The following is a 23,878-nucleotide window of genomic DNA, read 5'->3' as shown; positions in this document are numbered from 1 at the left end:
AGGGCTGTTTGTCCCCGCTCGACGTCGTCCGGTAAAGTGGTTCGAGTTGTCTCGGCGAGGGTGAACCGCAATATCGCTGGATCACCGTGATCGACGCGGCTGCGACGGAAGCAATGTGCTCCCCGGTCGCACGTGTCGGATCCGTTCGTTCGAGAACACCCGACCACGAAGTGCCACCAGCGTAGGAGCCGTCACATCATGTCCGACGAGAATCGTCTCGTAGCCAGCGTCCGCACCGAGTTCGGCAAGGGTGCCGCACGCCGCGCCCGTCGCGCCGGCCAGGTCCCCGCCGTCCTCTACGGCCACGGCACCGAGCCCCGGCACCTCGCCCTCCCCGACCTCGAGTTCGCAGCCGTGCTGCGTAACCACGGCACCAACGCCATCCTCACCCTCGACATCGACGGCGAGGACCAGCTCGCGCTGACCAAGTCGGTCGTCGTCCACCCCATCCGCCGCTACATCGAGCACGCCGACCTGCTCGTCGTGAAGAAGGGCGAGAAGGTCACCGTCGAGGTGCCCGTCGTCCTCGCCGGTGAGGCCGGCTCCGGCACGCTGGTGGTCAACGAGGTCAACACCATCAAGCTCGAGGCCGACGCCCTGAACATCCCCGAGGAGATCACCGTCTCGATCGAGGGCGCCGAGGCCGGCACCCAGATCCTGGCCGGTGGCGTCGAGCTGCCCGCCGGCGCGACCCTGCAGGACGATCCCGAGCTGCTGCTCGTGAACATCGTCGAGGCTCCCTCCGCCGACGCCATGGAAGGCGCCGAGGGCGAAGAGACCGCCGAAGAGACCTCCGAGGAGGCCTGAGCCATCACCGGCTCCCTGTGAAGTCACTCGTGCGGCGCGTCATCCCTTCGGGGTGGCGCGCCGCACGTCGTTCGAATGCACGGAAGGATCAGTTCGTGGGCGACGACGCCGCGCTCGTGGTCGGTCTCGGCAACCCCGGCCCGAAGTACGAGAACACCCGGCACAACATCGGATTCATGGTGGTCGACGTGCTGGCCGGACGCGTCGGCGGCAAGTTCTCCGCGCACAAGCGCAGCAACGCCGACATCGTGCAGGCCCGGCTCGACGGGCGGCAGGTGATCATCGCGAAGCCGCGCACCTACATGAACCTGTCCGGCGGCCCGGTCGCCTCCCTTGCCAAGTTCTTCTCGGTCGATCCCGCGAACGTGATCGTCGTGCACGATGAACTCGACCTGGACTTCGGGACGATCCGGCTCAAGCTTGGCGGTGGTGAGAACGGGCACAACGGCCTGCGGTCCACCTCGTCGGCGCTCGGCACCAAGGACTACCTGCGGGTCCGGATGGGCATCGGCCGCCCGCCCGGCCGCCAGGATCCCGCCGACTTCGTGCTCAAGCCGTTCTCGGCCACCGAACGCAAGGAACTCGACGTGTGGTGCGAGGAAGGCGCCGACGCCGTCGAACTGCTGCTGAAGCTCGGTCTCGAAGGCGCCCAGAACCGCATCCACTGACCACCCGCCTCCGCCGAGGAGGCGTGCGTGAGGTCAGGCTCGCGTCAGCAACGCCAGCGAGGTGCCGCGACGCAGCTTGCCCGAGGAGGTCTTCGGGATGCTGCCGGGGCCGAGCACCGCGACCGTGCGGGGCCGCACGCCCACCTCGGCGACCACCGCGTGCACGACGTCGTGTTCGATGCGGCGCACCTCGTCCGGATGGTCGAAGAGTTTGGTCTCCACCGCCACCGCGAACGATTCCCGCTTGTCCCCCGCGTCGAGCCGGATGGCGACGGCGTTGCCGGGACGCACGCCGTCGACGGTCCCCGCCGCTCGTTCGATGTCGGTGGGATAGATGTTGCGGCCGCCCATGATGATGACGTCCTTCACCCGGCCGCACACCACGACGAGCCCTTCCTCGGTGAAGTAACCCGCGTCGCCGGTGTCGAGCCAGCCGTCGGCGTCCTGCGCGGGTACGGGCCCGTCCACGGTGAGATAGCCGTGCGTGACGGCCTCGCCGCGCAACTGGATGATGCCCACGCCGCGGGGCGGCAGCACCTGTCCGTCACGGCCGACGACCCGGCCCTCGAGACCGGCCACGAGACGGCCGAGGGTGGGCATGCGGCGCGCGTGGGTGCGGTTGGTCGGCACGGCCATCCCGCCGGCCTCGAGCAGGTCGGGGTCCACCACGTCGAGCACCATCCCGCGTCCCGGATCGGGGACCGACACCGCGAGCGTGGTCTCGGCCATCCCGTAGGAGGGCGCGAGGGCGGACGGGTCGAGACCGAAGCGCTCCCCGGCCTCCGCGAGGGCCTCCATCGTGTCGGGATCGACCGGCTCGGCGCCGTTCCACATCCAGCGCATCGACGACAGGTCGAGCGCGCCGTCCGGCGCCTGCGACAACTTCCGGGCCAACAAGGAGTACGCGAAATTCGGTGCTGCGGTGAGCGTTCCGTGGTACTTGCTGATCAGCTCCGCCCACAGGATCGGCGAGCGCAGGAAGTCCAGCGGCGTGACCGACACGACCTCGGCGCCCACCTGCATGGGGACGCTGAGGAAGGCCACCATGCCCATGTCGTGGAACAGCGGCAGCCAGCTGATCATGACGTCGTCGTCGAGCGAGAACTTGACGCGGTCCATCATCGCCGTCGCGTTGGCGTAGAAGTTGCCGTGCGTGATCCGCACCGCCTTCGGCGAGCCGGTGGACCCGGACGTCAGTTGCTGCAGCACGATGTCGGACTCCGCCGTGTCGACGGGATCGACGGGCTTCCCCTCCCGCATCCGCTCCACGGTGACGACGGAGATGCCGCGTTCGCGCAACAGCGGCTCCGCGATCTCGAAGGGTGCGCCGAGCACGACGGCCCGGGCGTCGATCATCTGCAGCACCACCTCGGTGTCGTGCGACCACATCTGCAGGTCGGTGCGCGGGGTGGGCTGGTGCAGCATCGTCACGCTTCCGCCGCGCATCCACACGGCCTGGCAGACCGGTGCGATGTCCACCGGTTGGCCTGCGAGGACGCCCACCGCGTCGCCGGGTCCGATACCCGCCGCAGCCAGTGCGCCGGCCATGCGGCGGGCCTGACGGTGGATCCGTCCCCAGCTCTGCCGCAGCGGCGTATCCGGTTCGCCGGTGATCAGAGCCCCGGTGTCCGACTCCGCCGTCGCGTACATCTCCTCGGTGAACCTGCTCACGACCCGCTCCTCGTCCGGTGGTGCACGACCTCGATCAAGATCCGGTAGTTGCACATCAGCGTGCGCCTTCGAGGGGTCGGGATGGCGCGGCCTCGGGGAAACGTGATCGAATCTGGCGGAAATCGACACCGAATCGCCGAGTAACATGGACGAGTTGGCGGCGATAGCGCCCCTACTCCCTGCCCCCTTCGAGAGGTTTTTCCCGTTGAGCACCCCGCACGCTTCGGCCGACAGTCAATCCACCGGCGCCTCGAAGCCTGCGTCCGCGAAGGAGGTCAGAGCCGAAGCCGAGCGCAGACGCACCTTCGCCGTCATCTCCCACCCCGACGCCGGTAAGTCGACGCTCACCGAGGCGCTCGCCCTGCACGCGAAGGTCATTTCCGAGGCCGGCGCGGTCCACGGCAAGGCCGGCCGCAAGTCGACGGTCTCCGACTGGATGGAGATGGAGAAGGCCCGCGGCATCTCCGTCAGCTCCACCGCTCTGCAGTTCAACTACACCCGCTCGGACGTCGCGGGCACCGACGACGAGGTCGTCAACGTCGTCAATCTCGTCGACACCCCCGGTCACTCCGACTTCTCGGAGGACACCTACCGCGTCCTCACCGCCGTCGACGCCGCCGTCATGCTCATCGACGCGGCGAAGGGTCTCGAGCCGCAGACCCTGAAGCTGTTCCAGGTGTGCCGCCACCGGGGCATCCCCGTGGTCACCGTCATCAACAAGTGGGACCGCCCCGGCCGGACGCCGCTGGAACTGCTCGACGAGATCGACGAGCGCATCGGCCTGACGCCGACTCCCCTGTTCTGGCCCGTGGGTATCGCGGGCGACTTCCGCGGTCTGCTGCGCCGCGGCGAGGACGGAGACGCGGCCGAGTACATCAAGTTCACCCGCACGGCCGGCGGCGCCAAGATCGCACCCGAGGAGCATCTGTCCCCCGACGAGGCGCTCGCCCTCGAGGGCGACACCTGGGTCGAAGCCGCCGAGGAATCCGAACTGCTGTCGGCCAACGGCCAGGACCACGATCAGGAGCTGTTCCTCGCCGGGCAGACCTCCCCGGTGATCTTCGCGTCGGCGATGCTCAACTTCGGTGTGCGGCAGATCCTCGACACCCTGATCACGCTCGCACCACCGCCGCGGGCCCGCCTCGCGATCGACGAGACCGCTCGCGAGGTCGACGATCCGTTCAGCGCCGTCGTGTTCAAGGTGCAGGCCGGCATGGACACCGCCCACCGCGACCGGCTCGCGTTCATGCGAGTCGTCTCGGGTGTGTTCGAGCGCGGCATGGTGGTCACGCACGCGCAGACCGGCAAGCCCTTCGCCACCAAATACGCGCTGACGGTCTTCGGCCGCGAACGCTCCACGGTGGAGAACGCCTATCCCGGCGACGTCGTCGGCCTGGTCAACGCGACCGCGCTGGCACCGGGCCACACCCTCTATGTCGACAAGAAGGTGGAGTTCCCGCCCATTCCGTCGTTCGCGCCCGAGCACTTCGCGATCCTGCGGGCCGAGAGCGCCTCGAAGTACAAGCAGTTCCGCAAGGCCGTGGACCAGCTCGACTCCGAGGGCGTCGTGCAGATCCTCCGCAACGACGTCCGCGGCGACGCGTCGCCGGTGATGGCGGCCGTGGGTCCGATGCAGTTCGAGGTGGTCGCGGCGCGGATGAAGGCCGAGTACAACGTCGACCCGAAGATCGAGCATCTCGGCTACTCGCTCGCGCGTCGCACCGATGCGGCCTCGGCCGACGAGCTGAACCGCCAGCGCGGCGTCGAGGTGTTCACCCGGTCGGACGGCGTGCTCCTCGCTCTCGTCAGCGACAAGTGGCGGCTGCAGTACATCCTCAAGGAGCTGCCGGAGCTGACTCTCGAACCGTTGGTCGCCGCGACCGACTGAGCGTCCCGACGACGCCGGACAGGTAGTGCGTCCAGCGGATTTTACTGATACTTTCCCTTCCGTCGATCCGACGTATTCGGGTGGAATCAGGAGTTGTGTCGATGAACGACGACGTACCGGCCACGGCCGGTGAGGACCTGTCGTCCGGTGGGACGGCGGATTCGGGCAGGCGATCCGGACGCGCGAAGCGCTCGGGCACCTTCGTCTACCCGCTGCCGAGCACTCCTCTTCCGAGCAGTACCCCGCTGACGAGTACGCCGGATCCCGGAACACACCGCACGAGCATGGGGGATGCATCGCTCGAAGGTGACCCGGCCGGCGGGGTGGGCGCCGGCAATTCCGAGGAAGGAACGACCCTGGTGAGCAGCACCGGCACGAACGGCTCCGCGAGTGGGCCCGCCACCACCACGACGGCCACCGAGAGCCTCGGCACGATCACCACACCGGGCCCGGTCCCGTCGCGGCGCACTTCGATGGGCGTGGCATCGGTGCGTATCGCCGCGCGACTCGCACAGAACGAACTGACCTCCCGCGACTCGCGCGGCATCGGCTCGCACGGCGACCCGATGGCGGACGACGACGAACTGCTCACCCTGCTCGGCGAGTACCTGCTCGCCGGTGGGCTGGAGAAACCCGAGATCCACGCGACCCTCGGTGGGCAGCCCATCGTCGTCGACCTGCAGGTACCGCAGCGTCACTCCCGGTAGAGGCGGTAGGTCGCGGGTTATCCGTCGCCGAACAGTGCGGCGATCGCCGCCGGATCGACGTCCTCGAGCGTCGCGGGCGACCACTGCGGGTCGCGGGTCTTGTCGACGAGCACGGCGCGCACACCTTCGATGAAGTCCGGCGTCGCGGCGACGCGCACGGCGACGTCGAGTTCGTGGGCGAAGCATTCCTCGAGCGTGCTCTCGGCACCGCGTCGCATCAGTTCGGCCGTGGCCCACACGCTCGTCGGCGACAACGACCGCAGGGCCGTGCGGGTCTGCTCGGCCCACTCGGCGTCGATGTCGGCGAGGCTGTCGAGGCGGGTCGCCATGTCGAGCACCGTGCCGTCGCCGAACACCGTCTCGATGTCGGGGAAACGCTGCGCCAGGGAGGATTCGGGGGCCGGTTCGACGAACTCGTCGAGGGCGTCGCGCCACTGCCCGGCGCGGATGCGGTCGGCGAAGTCGTCGATGCGGGCGCTGGGCACGTAGTGCGTGGCCAGGCCGACGGCCAGCGCGTCGCCCGCATCGATGCGGGCGCCGGTGAGTCCGAGATACATCCCCACCGCATCGCACCGCGCGGTGGTGCCGCGCAGGCGCGGGAGGAAGTGGCTCGACCCGATGTCGGGAACGAACCCGATGGCCGTCTCGGGCATGGCCATCGTGGTCTTCTCGGTGGTGACGCGCACCGCGCCGTGCACCGAGATACCGAGGCCACCCCCCATCGTGACGCCGTCGAGGACCGCGAGATACGGCTTCGGGTAGGTGGCGACCAGCTCGTCGAGGCGGTACTCGTCGGCGAAGTACTCGCGGACGGTGTCGAAGCGCCCCTCGAGGGCCAGCTCGCGCACCGGCTTGACGTCGCCACCGGCGCAGAACGCGCGGTCGGAGGCACTGGTGACGAGCACGGCCGTGACGGCCGGGTCGTCGCGCCAGGCGAGAAGCGACGAGCGGATGTCGCGGATCATCGACCGGTCGAGCGCGTTGAGCGCACCGGGACGGTCGAGTTGCACTTCGCCGACTCCGTTGGCGACGCGTGTGCGGATGAAGGACTCGTTCACGGGCGGGAGCCTACCGGTCGCGGGCGACTCGTCCCTGCCACGCGACACGTCATGGATGAAGTTCCTCGGTGACCCACCGGTCCCCCGCACGCCGGTAGCGATACCGCAGGTGCCGCCGGCCGGGATCCGCCTGCCAGAACTCCACGGCCTCGGCGGCGACGCACCACGCCGTCCAGTGCGGTGAGACGAGGTCCGGATCGTGTTCGAGCGCGGTCAGGCGTTCCCGTACGAGGTCGTCGTACTCGGCGGAATCGGTGAGGGCCTCGCTCTGGTGTCCCGTGGAGGCGACGGCACGGGCGAAGACCGACCGTTCCCGGAAGTCGCGGGCACACACCTCGGGTGGGCCGGCCAGGACGGGCCCGCGCACGCGTACCTGCCGGCCGAGTTCGCGCCAGTACACGGTGAGCGCGGCGGCCGGTGTCGCGTCGAGCTGGCGGCCCTTCGGGGAACGGTCGTCGCCGGAGAACCACCAGCCGTCGTCGGTGACGTCCTTGATCAGCAGCATGCGCGCGTCGGGCGTTCCGGACGGGTCGACGGTCGACAGGGTCGCGGCGTGCGGCTCGGCGACGCCGGCCTCGGTCGCCTCGGTGAGCCAGCGGAGGAAGGTCTCCTGCGGCGTCGCGGCCGGTGCGAACGGCGGCGCGGACGCCGTGAGGGTGGGCAGGGCCCGGATCCAGCCGCGGGTATCGGGAAACTCACTGCGACGCGCGATCTCACTCATCGCCGCATGGTACCGATCCGGGAGCTCACTCCCGAGGTGGCGGCAGCTTGCCGGTCAGCGGGCCGACGAGCATCCAGCGATGCCCGAAGGGGTCGAGCAGGGTGGCGTTGCGATGACCGTGGGCCTCGTTGATCCACCTCTCGACCGAACCGCCGGCCAGACGGGCGCGGGTGAGCACCGTGTCGGTGTCGGCCACCTCGAGCATCAGGCTCACCGAGACCGCCCCCTCCTGCGGCGCCGTGAGTCCGAGTTCGGGGAATTCGTCTGCGAGATAGATCATTCCGCTGGGGAACCGCAGTTCGGCGTGCCCGACGCGACCGTCGTCCATGACGACCGGCTCGGCGGTCAGCGACGCTCCGAAGACCCGGGTGTACCACTCGATCGCCTCGTGGGCCCGCGGCACCGTCAGATAGGGCAGCGCCCCCGGACGGGGAAAATCGCCGGAACCCTCCGAGACCATCTCGTCGTCCCCGCTCAGGACGCTTTCGGTTGCTGCAGCAGTGCCCATCGATTGGTCGTCAACCGGACCGAAGGCGAGTCGCCCATGCATGTGACCGTCTCCCAGTTGCGTTGATATCCGGTGCGGCTGATCCGCCAGCATCCGTCGTCACCGAGGCTGTACCGATCGTGATAGTAGGCCGAGCCGCGCAGCATCATCCCGTCCTCGGGGATGATCACGGTGTCGGACAGCAACCACACCCCGGTGGCGCTGCGGCCGTCGTCGGCGATGTCGATCTCGGGATGGGAACAGGTGTGCTCCGTGATCAAGCGCGTTCCCAGCGTGTTCTCGAGGAAACCAATGAAGGCGTCGCGTGAGTCGAAAACGAGATGCTCCCCGTAGACGGCGTGTGCGTCGGGGGTGAGGGTGTTCGCCAGCTCGTCCCAGTCCTTCGTGTCGAGCGCTCGCGCATAACGGTATTTGAGCCGCGTGATCTCCGCTACCGCCTGCACATCCATCGTCAGCCTCCCATTGGCGCCCCCCCTGCGAGTATTCGCATTCCAGGCTAGCCCGGACGACCGGCGCAGACGGCCGGAATCACACTGTTACCAGGCAGCATTCGATCGCGATTCGGTCACGGGAGGGCGTGCCGGTCACGACTCGGGACGGCGCAGCGCGCGGATGGTCGCGTCGACGACGAGTTCGGCGTAGTCGTCGTCGACGCTCTGGTCCGGGGTGGCCAACGCGAACAGGGCATGACTGAGCACGGTGCCGGTGACCATCTCGAGCAGCAGCGTCGCCGAGGTGTCGGCGGGGAGTTCGCCGCGCTCGACGGCGCGGTGCACGATCGTGCGCGCCGCGAGCACGCGGCTGCGGTTGAGGGTGTGGATCAGCCGGGCGAGCAGTTCGGGGTTGGCGCGGGCGTCGAGCGCGACGCGCAGGCTCACCAGGCCGGGGGTGGTCCGGTAACCGCGCAACAGCTGCCGGGCGAGTTCGACGAGATCGGATCGGAGCGCGCCGGTGTCGATCGGCACGGGCAGCGGGCTGCGCGCTTCGAGGGCCTGGACCAGCAGGTCGTCCTTGCTCGACCACCGGCGGTAGAGGGCGGCGCGCCCCACCCGCGCGCGTCGTCCGACCGCGTCGAGCGTGAAGCCACGCCAGCTCGTCTCGGAGTACACCTCGAGCACGGCGTCGAACACGCGGTCCTCGAGGTCGGCGTCGCGGGGGCGTCCGCGGCGGCGCGGTGCGGGTGCTTCGGTCACGTCGGGAAAGTGTGCCAGACCACTCCTCGATTTACAGACTGAAATCGTCCGTATTAAGCTGACGGCGTCCTCCTCCCCCAGAGCAGACCGAAGGAACGCCATGACCGACCCCACTCGGGTTCCCGTCGTGATCGGCGTCGGCGACCTGCGCTCCGGCCGTGCCGGTGCGCCCGCCGACCCGCGTGAACCGCTCGACCTCATCCACGAGGCCACCCTCGCCGCGATCGCCGACTCCGGCGCCGATCTCGCCACGCGGATCGACACCATCCACGCGATCAAGACCGCGAGCTGGAACTACGACGACCTGCCGGGCCTGCTCGCCGAACGTCTCGGCGCGACGCCCGAGCACACGTCGACCACGCCGATCGGCGGCCATTGGCCGGCGGCCCTGCTCGATCGCATCGGCCACGACATCGCCGCGGGCACCAGCACCGTCGCGCTGCTCGTCGGCGGCGAGGCGCAGGCCTCGGCGACCAACTCGTACAAGGCCGGAACGGATCCGGTCACGCTCGGATGGACCACCGCCCCGGGCGGCCCCGCGCCGATCAGCAACGAGGACCTCGGCAGCCCGGCGATGCAGCGCGCCGGGATGATCGTCCCCACGCGGGTCTACCCGCTGTTCGAGAACCGGCTCAGCCACGATCTCGGGCACTCGCGCGAGAAGTCGCTCGACTGGTCGGCGACGCTGTACGCCGCCTTCTCCGAGTTCGCCGCCGAGAACCCGGCGTCCTGGAACCCCGAGCGCCGTACCGCCGACGACATCCGCACCATCGCCGGTAAGAACCGCCTCGTCACCGATCCGTACCCGCTGCTGGTCAACGCGATGCCGTTCGTCGACCAGGCCGCTGCCGTGGTCGTCACCTCGCTCGCCGTGGCCCGCGAACTCGGCGTCCCCGACGACCACCTGCTCTACGTGTGGGGCGGCGCCGGCGCGACCGAGCCCTCGGACGTGCTCGCCCGCGGCGACTTCGGACGCTCCGCCGCACTCGACGATGCGCTGCGGCGCACGCTGTCGGCGACCGACCTGCGTCCCGCCGACTTCGACATCATCGACGCCTACAGCTGCTTCCCCGTGGTCCCGAAGCTGCTCATCGAGCAGCTCGGCCTCCCCCGCGACACCGTCCCGTCGGTGACCGGCGGCCACTCCTTCTTCGGCGGCCCGCTCAACAGCTACACGCTGCACTCGGTGGTGTCGGTGGCCAAGCGGCTGCGCCAGGACGGCGAGCTCGCCCTCGTGCACGGCAACGGCGGCTACCTGACCTACCAGCACGTCGTGGTCCTCGGCTGCGCACCGCACACCGACGGCTACGTCGGCGACCCCGAGCACGTGCTGCTCGAGCCGTCCGCGCCGGAGACCGCCACCGATTACAGCGGCGAGGTCCAGATCGTCACCGCCACGGCCGAATTCGGTCGCGACGGCAACCCGTCGGTCGGTTTCCTCGTCGGCCTCACCCCCGACGGCCGGCGTGTCTCCGGCCAGACCGACGCCACCGGCGCCGCGGTCCTCGCCGCCGGTGCCGACATCGTCGGCGAGACCGTCCACGTCACCGACAACGGCGGCACTCTCACCGTCACCCGCATCGAGCACCTGTCCCCCGAGGAGTCCCAGTCGTGAGCGAACCCGTCGTTCTCGTCGAGAAGCGCGAGCACGTCCTGCTCGTCACCATCAACCGTCCCAAGGCGGCCAACAGCATCAACGCCGACGTGCACCAGGCACTCGGTGAGGCCTGGGACCGCGCCGAAGAGGACCGCGACGTGCGCGTCGTGGTGCTCACCGGCTCCGGCGACGCCGTCTTCTGCGGCGGCGCCGACCTCAAGGCCCTCGGCACCAAGGGACCGGACGGCGTCACCCCGCCCGAGACCGCGCACTGGGGCTTCGCCGGTGTCGTCAAGCACCACATCTCCAAGCCCGTCATCGCCGCGGTCAACGGCACCGCCCTCGGCGGTGGCACCGAACTCGCCCTCGCGAGCGATCTCGTCGTTGCCTCCGAGAGCGCCGAATTCGGTCTGCCCGAGGTGCACCGCGGCCTGATCGCCGGTGCCGGTGGTGTCTTCCGCATCGGCCAGGCCATCCCCCGCGCCGTCGCGATGGAACTCGTCCTGACGGGCAAGCCGATGTCGTCCGCCGACGCGCTGCGCTGGGGCCTCGTCAACCGGGTCGTCCCGCAGGCCGAGGTCCTCGACACCGCTCTCGCTCTCGCCGCCGACGTCGCGAAGGGCGCTCCGCTCGCCGTGCAGGCCAGCAAGACCGTCGCGCGCGGCATCATCGACGGCAACGTCCCCGCCGAGGACCTGCCCTGGGAGCTGACCGACAAGGCCCTTGCACGTCTCACCACCAGCGCCGACACCCTCGAAGGTGTCATGGCCTTCATGCAGAAGCGCGAACCCGTCTGGAAGGGCGAATAGGCATGACCACCACCGAAGTGATCCGCTGGGACACCGACGAGCAGAAGGCGCTCCGTCAGCTCGCCGCCGACTTCACGCGCAAGGAGATCGTCCCCCACCTGGACGAGTGGGAGCGCGCCGGCGAGATCCCGCGCGAACTGCATCGCAAGGCCGCCGACGCGGGCCTGCTCGGCGCCTCGGTCGCAGAGGAGCACGGCGGCTCGGGCGGCACCGCCCTCGACATGCTCGCGATCCTCGAGGAGATCATCCTCGCCGGTGGTTCGTCGGGCCTGATCTCGGCGCTGTTCAGCCACGGCATCGCCACCCCGCACATCGTCTCGTCGGGCAACACCGACCTGATCGAGCGGTTCGCGCGTCCCGCGCTCGAGGGTCGCGCGATCGGTTCGCTCGCGATCTCCGAGCCCAGCGGCGGCTCCGACGTCGCGAACATCCGCACGACCGCGCGTCGTGACGGCGACGAGTACGTCATCAACGGTGCGAAGCTCTACATCACCTCGGGTACACGCGCCGACTTCGTGACCACCGCGGTGCGCACGGGCGACGCCGGCGCCGGTGGCATCTCGCTCGTCGTCGTCCCTACGGACACACCGGGTTTCACGGTCTCCCGCAAGCTCGACAAGATGGGCTGGCTGTGTTCGGACACCGCCGAGCTGTTCTACGACGACGTGCGCGTGCCGGTCTCCAACCTCATCGGCGCCGAGAACTCGGCCTTCGGGCAGATCGCGCAGCAGTTCCAGGGTGAGCGCCTGTCGCTGGCCTTCCAGGCCGTCGCCACCGCGCAGCGCTGCTTCGACCTGACCGTCGAGTGGGTCAAGTCCCGCGAGACGATGGGCCGTCCGCTGTCGAAGCGCCAGGTCGTGCGTCACCGTCTCGCCGAGCTCGCCACCGAGATCACTGCGGCACAGACGTTCTGCCGCTCGGTCGCCGAGCGGTGGGTCAACGGCGAGGGCATGTTGCTCGAGACGTCGATGGCGAAGAACAACGCCGTCAAGGTCTGCGACCACGCCGTCATGGAGGCGGTTCAGCTCTCCGGTGGTATCGGCCTGATGCGCGAGAGCGAGGTCGAGCGCCACTTCCGCGACGCCCGCGTCCTCGGCATCGGCGGCGGCACCAACGAGATCATGAACGAGATCATCAGCAAGCTGCTCGGCCTGTAGGTCTCCGCCCGAACTCGGGGGAGGAAATGTGCGACTTTCCTTGCGAAAGCGCACATTTCCTCCCCCTACTCGTGTCAGGCACGCGCACGGAGCATCTCCAGTGCGACGACGACCACCACGGCGATCACGACGTGCATCAGCGCCAGGGCGACGGTGCTCGGCGTGTCGAAGTCCGCGGAGATCGTGCCCTGGATCGTCGCCAGCGGCAGCAACGCCCCGACGACCTGGGCGATCCGCGCGAAACCGTTCCACCACAGGGTGAGCAGGGCCGCGACGGAGAGACCGACGGTGAGCGGGACGACGGACATGAGCACCACGCCACCGGGCGCCGCGCTCACCACCTCACCGGCGTCGGTGTGTTCGAACGAGCCACCCGCGACGAGCCCGACGGCCCACAGCACGAGGTCGATCACCAGTGCGGTCACGACGGACGCGGCGACCACCACAGCGGAACGTGCGAGTCGGGACTGCGGGAGATGCGTAGAGGTACCGGATGTTTCGGTGACGGACATGGATCCTCCTGATGGGCGTTCCTTCTGACGACGCCCATCCTGCGACCTCGAGCCGACTCGAGGTCAAGAGGATTCAGTCGAGATCTTCGGCGAGCTCCATCCACTGCTCCTCGGCCGCTTCCTTCTCCGCGACCACCTCACGCAACTTCGCGTCGAGCTTCTGCAGCCGGTCGGGATCGGTCGCCGCCTCCGCGAGGTCGTGGTGCAGCTTCTCCTCTTTCTCGGTCAGCTTTGCGACGAGACGCTCGAGGCGCGACAGTTCCTTGCGCGCGGCACGTTCCGCGGCACCGTCGCGTTTCTTCGGCTGCTCCGCGGCGTCACCGGTCTTCGAGACGGTCGACGCCACCGACGGCACGTCGCCGTCGCCCATGGCCGCGCGCCGGCGCAGGTACTCCTCGATGCCGCCGGGAAGGTTCGTGAGCCGGCCGTCGCCGAACAGGGCCCACGTCGAATCACAGATGCGTTCGACGAGATACCGGTCGTGGCTGATGACCACGAGGGTTCCGGCCCAGCCGTCGAGCAGGTCCTCGAGCTGCTGGAGTGTGTCGATGTCGAGGTCGTTGGTGGGCTCGTCGAGGAGCAGCACGTTCGGTTCGGCCATGAGCACACGCGTGAGCTGCAGCCGGCGACGCTCACCACCGGACAGGTCGCCGACGGGGGTGCGCTGCCGCGCCGGTGTGAAGCCCAGACGTTCGGCGAGCTGACCGGCGGAGATCTCCTTGTCGCCCAGCGTGATCCGCTCGGCCACGTCCTTGACGGCGTCGAGCACCCGCATGTCGGTGGGCAGGTCGTCGAGTTCCTGCCGCAGCCAGCCGATCTCGACGGTCTGCCCCTGGACGCGACGTCCCTGTGCCGGTTCGAGTTCGCCCGCGAGCGTGCGCAGCAGGGTCGTCTTGCCCGAGCCGTTGACGCCGACGAGACCGATCCGCTCGCCCGGGCCGAGACGCCAGGTGAGGTCGCGGACCAGTTCGCGGCCGTCCGGGGTGGTGAGGGTGGCGTCCTCGAGTTCGATGACGATGCGGCCGAGGCGGCGCTTCGCGAAGGAGGCCAGCGCCACGGAGTCGCGCGGCGGCGGCACGTTCGCGATCAACGCTTCGGCGGCCTCGATGCGGTACTTCGGCTTCGATGTGCGGGCCGGGGCGCCGCGTCGCAGCCACGCGAGTTCCTTGCGGGCGAGATTGCGGCGGCGTTCCTCCATAGCGTCGGCCTGGCGCGAGCGCTCGGCGCGCGCGAAGATCCAGTCGTTGTAGCCGCCCTCGTAGCTCTCGACTCGGCCGTTCACGACCTCCCAGGTGCGGGTCGCGACAGTGTCGAGGAACCAGCGGTCGTGGGTGACGACGACGAGCGCGCTGCGCCGCGACAGCAGGTGCTCGGCGAGCCACTGCACGCCTTCGACGTCGAGATGGTTCGTGGGCTCATCGAGGACGAGCAGGTCGAGATCCTGCACGAGGGCTGAGGCAAGGGCGACCCGGCGACGCTCACCACCGGACAGACCGTCGACGACCGCGTCGAGACCGAGATTGTCGATGCCGATACCGGTGAGCACCGAGCGGATGCGCGCATCACCGGCCCACTCGTGCTCGGCCACGTCGAGCGGCCCGAGGACCACCTCGCCGACGGTCGAGCCCTCCGGCAGACGGCCGCGCTGCGTCACGACGGCCATGCGCAGACCGTTCACGCGGCTCACCCGGCCCGAATCGGGCTCCTCGATGCCGGCGAGCACCTCGAGCATCGTCGTCTTGCCGCCGCCGTTGAGGCCGACGACACCGATCCGCTCCCCCTCGTTCACGCCGAGGGACACCGAGTCGAGCAACGGCTTGATGCCGAACGACTTCGAGACCTGTTCGAGGTTGATCAGATTCGCCACGTGGAGGAACGCCTTCCGAGGATTGCGGGGATGTACTACGGGATCAGGGGTGTGCGGGATCGGCGTCGCCGACGACACGGGCGCCGGGCACCGGACCGGAGGCGACCCGCACCGTACGGCACACACCGGCACCGGCGAGTTCGGCACTCACGGTGACGGCGGCGTGCTGGTCCTCGACGAGGAACGCGCACGTGGGGCCGGAACCGGAGACGATGCCCGCCAGGGCCCCGGCCTCGACACCCGCTCGGAGCGTGCGTCGCAGCATCGGGTCGAGGGACAGGGCCGCGGCCTGCAGGTCGTTGCCGAGCAGCGGCGCGAGCCGGTGCGCATCACCGGAGCCGAGCGCGGAGAGCACGGCATCGGCGCTGCCGACGCGCTGAGGTTCTCCCTCGGCACGCAGCCGGTCGAGTTCACGGAAGACGACCGGTGTGGACAGACCACCCTTCGCGAGGGCCAGTACCCAGTGGAAGGTGCCGCGGGTGAGGACGGGGACGAGGCGCTCGCCCCGCCCTGTTCCGATCGCCGTTCCGCCGTGGAGGCAGAACGGCACGTCGCTGCCGAGGCGGGCGGCGAGATCCGCGAGGTCCTCCCGGGGCGCCCCGATGCCCCACAGCGCGTCGAGCGCGACCAGCGTCGCGGCAGCGTCGGCGCTGCCACCGGCCATTCCGCCGGCCACGGGGATGCCCTTGTCGATCGTGATCGCCACGTCGGGTGTACGTGCGGCCCGTTCCGCCATCATCTCGGCGGCGCGCCACGCCAGGTTCGTCGAATCGGTGGGCACCGACTCGGCGCCCGCGCCGCGCACCGTCACGCTCAGGGTGTCGGCCGGGACCACCGACACCTCGTCGTACAGGGACAGGGCCTGGAAGACGGTGTGCAGGTCGTGGTAGCCGTCGGGACGGAGGTCACCCACCGCGAGATGCAGGTTGACCTTGGACGGGACCCGCACTGTCACGGGGGTCGGCACGACGGAAAGCACGAGTACAGAGCTTACTCGGGATACGGACGCTTCCCGACCGCCGCGGCCACGCTCTACGATCGGGCGACTCGTGAACACACTGGAGGAAATGTGACTCGATCCGTACGCAATGCGGTTGCCGTCTGCGTCGTCGCCGCGGCCGCCACGCTCGGCACCGCCGGCGTCGCCTCGGCCGAACCGGCTCCGCCGCGCGTCTGCTCGCTCGGCGACCTGGTCCTGCGCTCGCTGAATCTCGTGGACTGCGTCAACCCGCCCACCGGCTCGGCCGGAGTGGCCACCGGTTCGGCCGACTCCGCCGGCTCGTCGACCGGCTCGTCCGGCCTGGGCATCACCGGCTACGGGGCGATGATCGGCTGACCGGATACAACGAATCCGGGCCGGCACCCTGAGGTGCCGGCCCGGATTCGGAGAGTATCGGTATCAGCCGATGACGTTCACGCCGGTGGCCTGCGGGCCCTTCTGGCCCTGGCCGATCTCGAAGCTCACGCGCTGGTTCTCCTCGAGGGTGCGGAAGCCGCGGCCCTGGATCTCGGAGAAGTGCACGAAGACGTCAGCGGAGCCGTCCGAGGGAGCGATGAAGCCGAAGCCCTTTTCGCCGTTGAACCACTTCACAGTACCTTCAGCCATGTTGCTGTCCTTCACTTGCAGGCAGAACGGATATAGACGTTCTGTCTCGTCGGGAGTCGGTTTCGGCTCCCGGGTCTGTCACTACACGGCTGAAACGATTCCATCGTGGCTATCGCCTCCGCTCGCAACCAGAAATGTGCGAGGGGTAAACCACGAACACACTACCTAACGACCGAGGACAACTTAACCACACATCGCATCCGACCGCCAGGAAGAGTGGCCTAGATCACTCCACCCCTGCGAGCCGCACGAAGGCTGCGGCGTCGAGCTTCTCCCCGCGGGTCGACGGCTCGATACCGGCCGCCAGCAGGCGCCTCTCGGCCTCCGCGGGCGAACCCGCCCATCCACTCAGCGCTGCGCGCAACGTCTTTCGCCGTTGCGCGAAGGCCGCGTCGACGACGGCGAAGACCCGGGCGCGCGTCCGGGCGTCGGTGGGCCACGGTGGCTCCGCATAGCGGTCGACGCGCACGAGGCCCGATTCCACCTGGGGAACGGGCCAGAAGACCGCACGCCCGACAGCGCCGGCCCTGCGGACGTCGCCGAAGAACCGGGCCTTCACGCTGGGTACGCCGTAGATCTTGCCACCCGGTTCGGCTGCGAGCCGATCGGCGACCTCGGCCTGCACCATCACGAGAGCGGTTCGCAGAGTGGGGAATTCGGAGAACAGGTGCAGCAGCACCGGCACCGCGACGTTGTAGGGCAGGTTCGCGACGAGCGCGGTGGGCGTGACGGGAAGGTCCTTCGGCAGCACCTTCATCGCGTCCATGCGCACGACGTCGAAGCGGTCGGCGAGCCGCGGGGCCCGTTCCTGCACGGTCGTGGGAATACGCTGCGCGAGAACGGGATCGAGCTCGACCGCAACCACACGGTCGACGACGTCGAGCAGGGCGAGGGTGAGCGAACCCAGGCCGGGCCCGACCTCGAGCACGACATCCTCCGGGCCGACCCCGGCGACGTTGACGATGCGGCGCACCGTGTTCGCGTCGTGCACGAAGTTCTGGCCGAGCTGCTTCGTCGGGCGCACCCCGAACTCCTCCGCGAGTGCACGGACCTCGGCGGGTCCGAGCAGCGCGGCGAGGCCGCGCGGAGAAGCCGGGGTGGCCCTCGGAGTGGTTTCGGGATCGTCTGCTGACACGTGGTGAACCTAGCGCACTCGGGAGCAGGTCACACCGTGCACACCCGTGCCGGTCAGCGCAGACCGAGCTTGCTGGTGCAGGCCGGCCATGCGCCCCAGCCCTGGGCCGCCTGGACCTTCTCCGCGACGGCGATCTGCTGCTCGCGGGTCGCGAGATCGGCGCGCGGTGCGTACTGGGTGCCGCCGAAGCCGGCCCACGTCTGCTGCGTGAACTGCAGGCCGCCGTAGAAACCGTTGCCGGTGTTGATGGCCCAGTTGCCGGTCGCCTCGCACTGGGCGATGGAGTCCCAGGTCGACGCGCGACCCGAGGCCGGCACAGCAGGTTTCGGCTTGGTGCCGACGCGGATCACGACGGGCCGCGGCTCGGCGAGGACCTTCGAGTCGGTCTCGGTGCGTCCGACCTCGACACCGTTGACGGTGTGGACGTCGAAGGTCACCGATCGCTCACCCGGAGCACCCGGGTCGTTCACGGCGGTCTCGCCCTCGAGCATGTTCGGATCGTCCACGCGGTTCTCCGGCGGGGCGATCGGCAGGTTCTCGGTCCGCGACTCGGTCCGGTCGCGGGTGACCACGACCTCCATGCCCTCCGCGAGCTCCGCGTCGAGGGCAGGGGTGACGCTGTCGGCCTGCTCGAGCTTCGTGCCCTGGGCCTCGAGGAACTCGGCGACCGTCGGCGCTGCGACGCGCACCTCGGCGGCGGGCGCGCCGTTGTCGGCGAAGCGCACCGTCTTGGGGTTGACGACCTCGAGATCGGCACCGTCGAGCGGAAGGCGGTGCGAACGGGAGGCGGAGACGTAGGCGTCGTCGGAGAGGCGGAACTGGTCGAGCACCTCGTCGACGGTCAGCGCGGTGGTCCACACCGAGCGCTCCTCACCGTCGACGGTGAGGCGCAGCTCACGGGCCTGTCGCAGGACGATGGTGTCGCCGTCGGAGACGGACGAGTCCACGGCCGGGGCCACGACGTCGTTCTCGTCGACGGTGTAGCCGGCGGCGGCCAGGATGTCGCCGACGTTGGAGTTCATCGTGCCGAAGGCACGCTGCTCACCGTCGACGTCGAGGACGACGTCCTTGTGCTGAACCACAGCAGTGGCACCACCGGCACCGAGGGTGACGAAGACGGCGGCGACCACCGAGTAGAACACCGGCGACTTGACGCGATTGATCTTGGTGAAAGGTGACACGATTATTTCCAGACGGACGACAACTGTGATCACAGCACGGTAACGAGACGGCATTGTTATTGCAACTCCATCGCCTCTAGCTGCACTGATAATGATTTCTGTCAGATCACGACGCCCGTCACAAATATCGAACAGGTATTACCTCGACCATTTCGGTGTGCCCGAAATCGCCATTTTCTAGCGATACTCGGAAAAGGGAATTCCTCTCGTTTCGGACACCGGGGACAGAAGTTCCGTGAGGCGGTCGAGGTTCTCGCACATCTGTGCCGCATCCCATCCGAAGCGGTCGAGGTGTCGACACCCACAGGCTCCGACGCGGCAGGTGGTCACGCACCGGAGAGGAAGGAGGCTTCGCCGCACGCGAGGGCCTCGTGCAGGGCCGTGAGCGGCACTACCGGCACAGCACCGAACGGCAGCGCGGATCGCGAACACGGCCGGCGGACCACCGGCGCACAGCGGATCGCCTACCGGTGGTCGTGGTTGCCGATGAGCGGCTTCGTCAGCGCCCTGCCGAGCCGCTGGGGACGGGGAGATCGGCGGATCCGCTCGGTACGGGGAACTGCGGAATCGGCACGGTGGGGGTGGTGCCGGTGCGGGCCATCACGTCCATCAGGACGGCGTGCATGGTCGCGACCTGCACCGGGTCGAAGTTCGCGAGATCGAGCGGGTTCGCGCGGTTGCGTGTCTCGAGCGGATCGTCGTGCAGGTCGTAGAGCTCGAACTGCGGCAGCGCGCGTCCCGACGGGTCGAAGTACATCGCGTACTTCCACCGGTCCTGCCGGACGGCACGGATGTGGTTGGGCTGCTTCACCGTCGTCTGCCCGTTGGCCGCGGCGGCGTTCTCGTCGTCGAAGGTGAACAGGACGGTGTCCTGCACCTGCGGCGGCGTGGCACCGGACGACGCACCCTCTATGACGGGTGTCAGGTCGACGCCCTTGAACGTCCACGCCGAACGGTCGGGCACGGCCGCCATCGTCGCGAGGGTGGGCATGACGTCGATCAGCGACGCGAGCGCGTCGGTGGACACCGGCCTCGGGAACATCACCGGATTGCTCACCACGAGAGGAACATTGAGGGTCTCTTCGTAGGCGTTGAAGGCCTTCTGACGGAGCCCGCCGTGGGACAGCCCCATCTCGCCGTGGTCGGCCACCCGGAAGACGACGGTGCGTTCGCGCATGCCCGAAACCGATTCCAGCGCATCGAGAACGGTCCCGATGTGTTGGTCGACGACCTTGTGCATGTAGGCGTACAGGTTGACGTACTGCCGTGCCGCCTCGGGACCGACGAGCGGACCGAGCGCGCCCGCGAGCAGCAGGAGCAGCTCGGCCTGAGCGGTGGGCTTGAAGTTGCGGAGCAGGTCCTCGTCGATGGTGGGCGGCAGGTCGATTCCCTGCTCGAACGCCTCGGGCGCGAAGGCGCCGTAGTTGTTGCAGTCGCCGTCGACCTGGTCCCAGGTCTTCGGGTACGAGAGGATGTCGTGGGGATTGGCGAACGACACGATGAGCGCGAACGGCCTGTCGTCGGAGGCACTTCGCGACCGCAGGAACTCGGCGGCGTCGGAGGCGATCTTGCCGTCGCGGTCGGCGCAGCCACCCCCGAAGTTCTCGGGTGCGGTGTCCTGCCCGGCCTCCGGGGGCTCCCATCCCGCGAAGCCGTACCGCGCGATGTCCTCGGGCGACGGGTCGCCGCCGTCGGCACCCTTGCTCATGTGCCATTTGCCGCGGTAGTGGACGTCGTATCCGGCGGAGAGCAGCATCTTCGCCATGTTCTGGCCGTCCACCGGCAGCACGGGTTCGGTGGGCGAGAGCGTGCCGCCCTCGGTGAGGGTGCTCACCACGCCGTGCTGGGCGGGATAGAGCCCGGTGAAGAACGTGCTGCGGCTGGGCGAGCACATCGCGGCGTTGCAGAACGATCGTGTGAAGGTCAGCCCGGTGTCGGCGAGCCGCTGCCGATTGGGCAGATTGTTGCGCGCCCAGTCGGCCGGCCAGTGCATCGGCTGACGCTCCTGGTCGGTCATGATGATGAGGATGTTGGGACGCTGCGGTGTCCGAGGCTGTGCCGCAGAGGTTCCGGCGCCCACGAGGCCGGCAGCGAGGAGTGCGCCTGCGCCCACGAGGAAGGTCCGTCGATTGACATTCCACGTGGTGTCGCGACGCGGAACAGCTTGCTGCACGGTCATATCGATCCTGTCGGAGAAATCCGTGAACGCATATGTCGTGCAGGAGAATAACAAGACATATGCGAAAAGCGCGCGTCATCGGACGGAAAAGGCGCTGCGGACGATCGGGAGAAATCGTCCACAGCGCCCCGGAACCGCAGGTCAGGCCGTACGCAGGAGCGGAACCCTCCGCGCGAGGAAGCGATCGACGCTGAATGCTCCCGCACCGACCGCGGCGAGCAGGAGAGCCCCCGCGCCGAGCGCGGCCACGAGTTCGAAACCGCCGTCGCCGACGTAGATTCCGTTCTCCACGTGCACGATGAGGAACGCGCCGAACATGAGCAGGAACAGCAGGACGCCGAACACGGGGACGAGCACACCGAGGATGAGCGCGAGACCACCGAGGATCTCGATCCAGGTGGCGACGAACGCAGAGATCGCCGGGGCGGGCACGCCCATTCCTTCGAAGCCCGCCTTGGTGCCTTCGTATCCCCACGAGTTGAACTTCTGCAGTCCGTGCGCGAGGAAGATGACGCCGAGTACGAGCCGGGCGACGAGGATGCCGATGTCGCGGACGAGAGGGGTCTTCATGTCGAGCCTTTCGGGTCGGAGGCCGGAGAGCCCCACTTAGTTGAAGCGACAACTAAGATAGCAACCCGTGGTTGTAGCTTCAACCAGCCTTCTCGACCGGCTCCGGCCGGTTACCGGCGAACGCCTCCCCCAGCAACCGCCGCACACCCACCTCCGTGACCTCCCGGGGATTCGGATACGGCTTCGCCGTCGCCAGTCGCGCCGCCTCGTCCAGATCGGACTCCCGCAACCCCAGTTCCTCGAGACTCGTCGGCCCACCGGCCGCCGCCACGAGGTCGTAGACGCCCGCGGGCGCCGAATCCGTGCCGAGCGCCTGCGCGACCCGCGCCATGACGTGCGGTACCGACGGTTCGTTGTAGGCGAGCGCATGGGGCAGCACGACGGTGTGCGTGGCAGCGTGCGGCAGGTCGAACGACCCACCCAGGACGTGACAGAGCTTGTGGTGCAGCCCCATTCCCGCCGAAGCGAGGCAGGTACCGGAGAGCCACGCGGCGAGCAGCAGATCCGAACGCCCCTCCGGATCGGCCGAATCCGCACCGAGCGCCGGGATACCCCGGGCGATCGCGGCCACGGCCTCGAGCGCGAGAGCATCGACGATCGGATTTGCCTGTTCGGAGTAGAGGGCCTCGATGGCGTGGGCCATCGCGTTGATCGCGCTGGTCACCGCCAGCGGGATCGGCATCGAGGTGGTGAACTCGACGTCGTAGACCACGGTCTCCGGAAGGATGTCGGGCGACGAACGTGTGGTCTTCACCCCGTCGGCGGTCTCGCCGAGAACGGGCGTCACCTCCGACCCGGCATAGGTCGTCGGCAGGATCACCTGATCGATCCCCGTGCGGCGGGCCAGTGCCTTGGCCAGGCCCGTGGTCGAGCCGCCGCCGACCGCGACGACCGCATCGACGTCGTGCTCGGTGACCAGGCCGAGCACCCGCTCGGTCACTTCCACCGGCGTGTGCATGACCGCGCCGTCGAAACGCGCGACCTGCAGATCGCCGAGATACTTCTCGACCAGCTCCGCCTGGTGCCGCACGTGCTCGCCGGCGAGCAGCAGGACGCGGGAATGATCGAGTCGACGTACTTCGTCCGCGACCCGCGAGGCGGTACCGGGGCCGAAGATCACACGTACCGGATGAGAGTTGTAGACGAAGGAGCGCATGCCCGTATTCTCACGACGGGAGTGGGAGCGCGCGTGCCCTTTACGAAAGTCCGTACACCCGCTCGGCGTTCGCGGTGGTGGCCGCGGCCAGTTCGCCGGCGTCCTCACCGCGCACCTCGGCGAGCGCCCGCACGGTGTACGGCAGGCAGTACGACTCGTTCGGCGCACCCCGGAAGGGATGCGGGGTCAGGAACGGCGCGTCGGTCTCCACCAGCACCAGCTCGCGGGGCACGAGCGGCGCCGCTTCACGCAGCGCCTTCGCGTTCTTGAAACTCACGGTGCCCGAGAAGCTCAACAGGTATCCGGCGTCGACGCAGCGACGGGCCATGTCGGCATCCGACGAGAAGCAGTGGAAGATCACCTTCTCGGGTGCACCTTCGTCGTGCAGGACGCGCAGCAGGTCGGCGTCGGCCTCGCGGTTGTGGATCATCAGCGGCTTGCCGAGTCGCTTGGCGAGGTCGATGTGCCAGCGGAAACCCTCCTCCTGCTCGGCCGGTTCGGCGCACCCGTCGAGCTTGCCCGGCCAGTAGAGGTCGAGGCCGGTCTCCCCCACCGCGACGCAGCGCGGGTCGGCGGCGAGTTTCTCGATCTCGGCACGGGTGGCGTCGTCGAGGCTGTTCGCGCGGGTGGGATGGATGGCGACGGCAGCGTAGACGCGGTCGTCCCAATGCGCGGCCCGCACGGCGAAACGTGCCGCCTCGAGATCGTCGGCGACGGTGACGATGCGTCCGACCCCCACCGCGGCGGCACGATCGACGATCGCGGACGTCGTCGCGGCGTCCTCGGCGCCGCACGCGTCGAGGTGCGTGTGGGCGTCGACGAGGGGGCTCAACGGCTGCGGGGCTTCGGGGGCGGGACGGGCTGCACTCACGCCCTATAAACTACTGG

24 protein-coding genes are annotated in these 23,878 nt (G+C 68.9%); 8 read left to right on the top strand and 16 right to left on the bottom strand.

Features of this window, described 5'->3' with window-relative positions:
• The first annotated feature begins 198 nt into the window (after positions 1-198).
• Both U9J23_RS05460 and pth read left to right on the top strand, forming a co-directional pair.
• A complete protein-coding gene (locus tag U9J23_RS05460; protein ID WP_272267725.1) occupies positions 199-807 on the top strand; it encodes a 50S ribosomal protein L25/general stress protein Ctc in 609 nt (202 codons plus the stop codon).
• Positions 808-902: 95 nt separating this feature from the next.
• A complete protein-coding gene (gene pth / locus U9J23_RS05455) occupies positions 903-1,475 on the top strand; it encodes an aminoacyl-tRNA hydrolase (protein ID WP_059381761.1) in 573 nt (190 codons plus the stop codon).
• 33 nt (positions 1,476-1,508) lie between these two features.
• Here the strand turns inward: pth and U9J23_RS05450 are convergent, their stop codons facing one another.
• On the bottom strand, positions 1,509-3,146 hold the full coding sequence (locus U9J23_RS05450; protein WP_272267722.1) for a fatty acyl-AMP ligase: 1,638 nt from the start codon (positions 3,144-3,146) through the stop codon (positions 1,509-1,511).
• Positions 3,147-3,351: 205 nt separating this feature from the next.
• Here U9J23_RS05450 and U9J23_RS05445 point away from each other — a divergent pair, with 205 nt between their 5' ends.
• A complete protein-coding gene (locus tag U9J23_RS05445) occupies positions 3,352-5,034 on the top strand; it encodes a peptide chain release factor 3 (protein ID WP_059381636.1) in 1,683 nt (560 codons plus the stop codon).
• A gap of 101 nt (positions 5,035-5,135) precedes the next feature.
• Positions 5,136-5,741 (top strand): hypothetical protein, encoded by a 606-nt coding sequence (locus U9J23_RS05440; protein ID WP_442802268.1) that lies wholly within the window; start codon positions 5,136-5,138, stop codon positions 5,739-5,741.
• 17 nt (positions 5,742-5,758) lie between these two features.
• On the opposite strand, the gene U9J23_RS05435 is transcribed toward U9J23_RS05440, so the two are convergent.
• From U9J23_RS05435 to U9J23_RS05415, 5 genes are all read right to left on the bottom strand, one after another.
• Complete coding sequence (locus U9J23_RS05435; RefSeq protein ID WP_059381638.1) at positions 5,759-6,799, bottom strand: enoyl-CoA hydratase/isomerase family protein; 1,041 nt, start codon at positions 6,797-6,799, stop codon at positions 5,759-5,761.
• A gap of 49 nt (positions 6,800-6,848) precedes the next feature.
• Positions 6,849-7,520, bottom strand: a complete 672-nt coding sequence (locus U9J23_RS05430; protein ID WP_085468955.1) for a pyridoxine/pyridoxamine 5'-phosphate oxidase — start codon at positions 7,518-7,520, stop codon at positions 6,849-6,851.
• 25 nt (positions 7,521-7,545) lie between these two features.
• Positions 7,546-7,980 (bottom strand): VOC family protein, encoded by a 435-nt coding sequence (locus U9J23_RS05425; protein ID WP_024103221.1) that lies wholly within the window; start codon positions 7,978-7,980, stop codon positions 7,546-7,548.
• Between the two features lie 14 nt (positions 7,981-7,994).
• Positions 7,995-8,477 carry a nuclear transport factor 2 family protein gene (locus U9J23_RS05420; RefSeq protein WP_024103220.1) on the bottom strand — a complete coding sequence of 161 codons (483 nt, stop codon included), beginning with the start codon at positions 8,475-8,477 and terminating at the stop codon, positions 7,995-7,997.
• Positions 8,478-8,612: 135 nt separating this feature from the next.
• Positions 8,613-9,221, bottom strand: coding sequence for a TetR/AcrR family transcriptional regulator (locus tag U9J23_RS05415; protein WP_059381641.1), 609 nt, complete (start codon positions 9,219-9,221; stop codon positions 8,613-8,615).
• Between the two features lie 100 nt (positions 9,222-9,321).
• On the opposite strand from U9J23_RS05415, the gene U9J23_RS05410 reads away from it, so the two are divergent.
• The 3 genes from U9J23_RS05410 to U9J23_RS05400 are packed head-to-tail and all read left to right on the top strand — an operon-like array spanning position 9,322 to position 12,784.
• Positions 9,322-10,836: an acetyl-CoA acetyltransferase gene (locus tag U9J23_RS05410; protein WP_085468956.1), complete on the top strand. Its 1,515-nt coding sequence runs from the start codon at positions 9,322-9,324 to the stop codon at positions 10,834-10,836.
• On the top strand, positions 10,833-11,627 hold the full coding sequence (locus tag U9J23_RS05405; RefSeq protein WP_059381643.1) for an enoyl-CoA hydratase/isomerase family protein: 795 nt from the start codon (positions 10,833-10,835) through the stop codon (positions 11,625-11,627). The genes U9J23_RS05410 and U9J23_RS05405 overlap by 4 nt, the downstream gene beginning before the upstream one ends.
• A gap of 2 nt (positions 11,628-11,629) precedes the next feature.
• A complete protein-coding gene (locus U9J23_RS05400) occupies positions 11,630-12,784 on the top strand; it encodes an acyl-CoA dehydrogenase family protein (protein ID WP_059381644.1) in 1,155 nt (384 codons plus the stop codon).
• Positions 12,785-12,858: 74 nt separating this feature from the next.
• Here U9J23_RS05400 and U9J23_RS05395 read toward each other — a convergent pair whose 3' ends face one another.
• From U9J23_RS05395 to U9J23_RS05385, 3 genes are all read right to left on the bottom strand, one after another.
• Positions 12,859-13,296, bottom strand: a complete 438-nt coding sequence (locus tag U9J23_RS05395) for a DUF6069 family protein (RefSeq protein WP_085468958.1) — start codon at positions 13,294-13,296, stop codon at positions 12,859-12,861.
• Positions 13,297-13,369: 73 nt separating this feature from the next.
• Positions 13,370-15,163, bottom strand: a complete 1,794-nt coding sequence (locus tag U9J23_RS05390; protein ID WP_326601759.1) for an ABC-F family ATP-binding cassette domain-containing protein — start codon at positions 15,161-15,163, stop codon at positions 13,370-13,372.
• A 43-nt stretch (positions 15,164-15,206) separates the two neighbouring features.
• On the bottom strand, positions 15,207-16,142 hold the full coding sequence (locus tag U9J23_RS05385) for a 4-(cytidine 5'-diphospho)-2-C-methyl-D-erythritol kinase (RefSeq protein ID WP_059381647.1): 936 nt from the start codon (positions 16,140-16,142) through the stop codon (positions 15,207-15,209).
• 90 nt (positions 16,143-16,232) lie between these two features.
• Between U9J23_RS05385 and U9J23_RS05380 the strand changes: the two genes are divergently transcribed.
• Positions 16,233-16,499, top strand: a complete 267-nt coding sequence (locus U9J23_RS05380; protein WP_085468960.1) for a hypothetical protein — start codon at positions 16,233-16,235, stop codon at positions 16,497-16,499.
• A 63-nt stretch (positions 16,500-16,562) separates the two neighbouring features.
• Here the strand turns inward: U9J23_RS05380 and U9J23_RS05375 are convergent, their stop codons facing one another.
• The 7 genes from U9J23_RS05375 to U9J23_RS05345 all read right to left on the bottom strand — a co-directional run bounded on the left by U9J23_RS05375 (position 16,563) and on the right by U9J23_RS05345 (position 23,861).
• On the bottom strand, positions 16,563-16,769 hold the full coding sequence (locus U9J23_RS05375) for a cold-shock protein (protein ID WP_006553820.1): 207 nt from the start codon (positions 16,767-16,769) through the stop codon (positions 16,563-16,565).
• A gap of 226 nt (positions 16,770-16,995) precedes the next feature.
• Positions 16,996-17,904, bottom strand: coding sequence for a 16S rRNA (adenine(1518)-N(6)/adenine(1519)-N(6))-dimethyltransferase RsmA (gene rsmA, locus U9J23_RS05370; protein ID WP_326601752.1), 909 nt, complete (start codon positions 17,902-17,904; stop codon positions 16,996-16,998).
• A 53-nt stretch (positions 17,905-17,957) separates the two neighbouring features.
• On the bottom strand, positions 17,958-19,085 hold the full coding sequence (locus U9J23_RS05365) for a resuscitation-promoting factor (RefSeq protein WP_085468961.1): 1,128 nt from the start codon (positions 19,083-19,085) through the stop codon (positions 17,958-17,960).
• A gap of 499 nt (positions 19,086-19,584) precedes the next feature.
• The gene (locus U9J23_RS05360; RefSeq protein WP_106200492.1) at positions 19,585-21,264 is read right to left on the bottom strand and encodes a sulfatase-like hydrolase/transferase; all 1,680 of its coding nucleotides are present in this window, start codon (positions 21,262-21,264) and stop codon (positions 19,585-19,587) included.
• Positions 21,265-21,405: 141 nt separating this feature from the next.
• Positions 21,406-21,834: a DoxX family protein gene (locus tag U9J23_RS05355; protein WP_085468963.1), complete on the bottom strand. Its 429-nt coding sequence runs from the start codon at positions 21,832-21,834 to the stop codon at positions 21,406-21,408.
• Between the two features lie 79 nt (positions 21,835-21,913).
• Positions 21,914-22,990 (bottom strand): maleylacetate reductase, encoded by a 1,077-nt coding sequence (locus U9J23_RS05350; RefSeq protein WP_326601747.1) that lies wholly within the window; start codon positions 22,988-22,990, stop codon positions 21,914-21,916.
• Positions 22,991-23,030: 40 nt separating this feature from the next.
• On the bottom strand, positions 23,031-23,861 hold the full coding sequence (locus U9J23_RS05345; RefSeq protein ID WP_059381654.1) for a TatD family hydrolase: 831 nt from the start codon (positions 23,859-23,861) through the stop codon (positions 23,031-23,033).
• Positions 23,862-23,878 lie beyond the last annotated feature (17 nt).

Source organism: Rhodococcus sp. PD04, assembly GCF_035918275.1.
Taxonomy (GTDB): Bacteria; Actinomycetota; Actinomycetes; order Mycobacteriales; family Mycobacteriaceae; genus Rhodococcus; species Rhodococcus rhodochrous.
The sequence above is the reverse complement of the archived record's forward strand: the minus strand, read 5'-3'. Positions and strand labels throughout refer to the sequence as shown.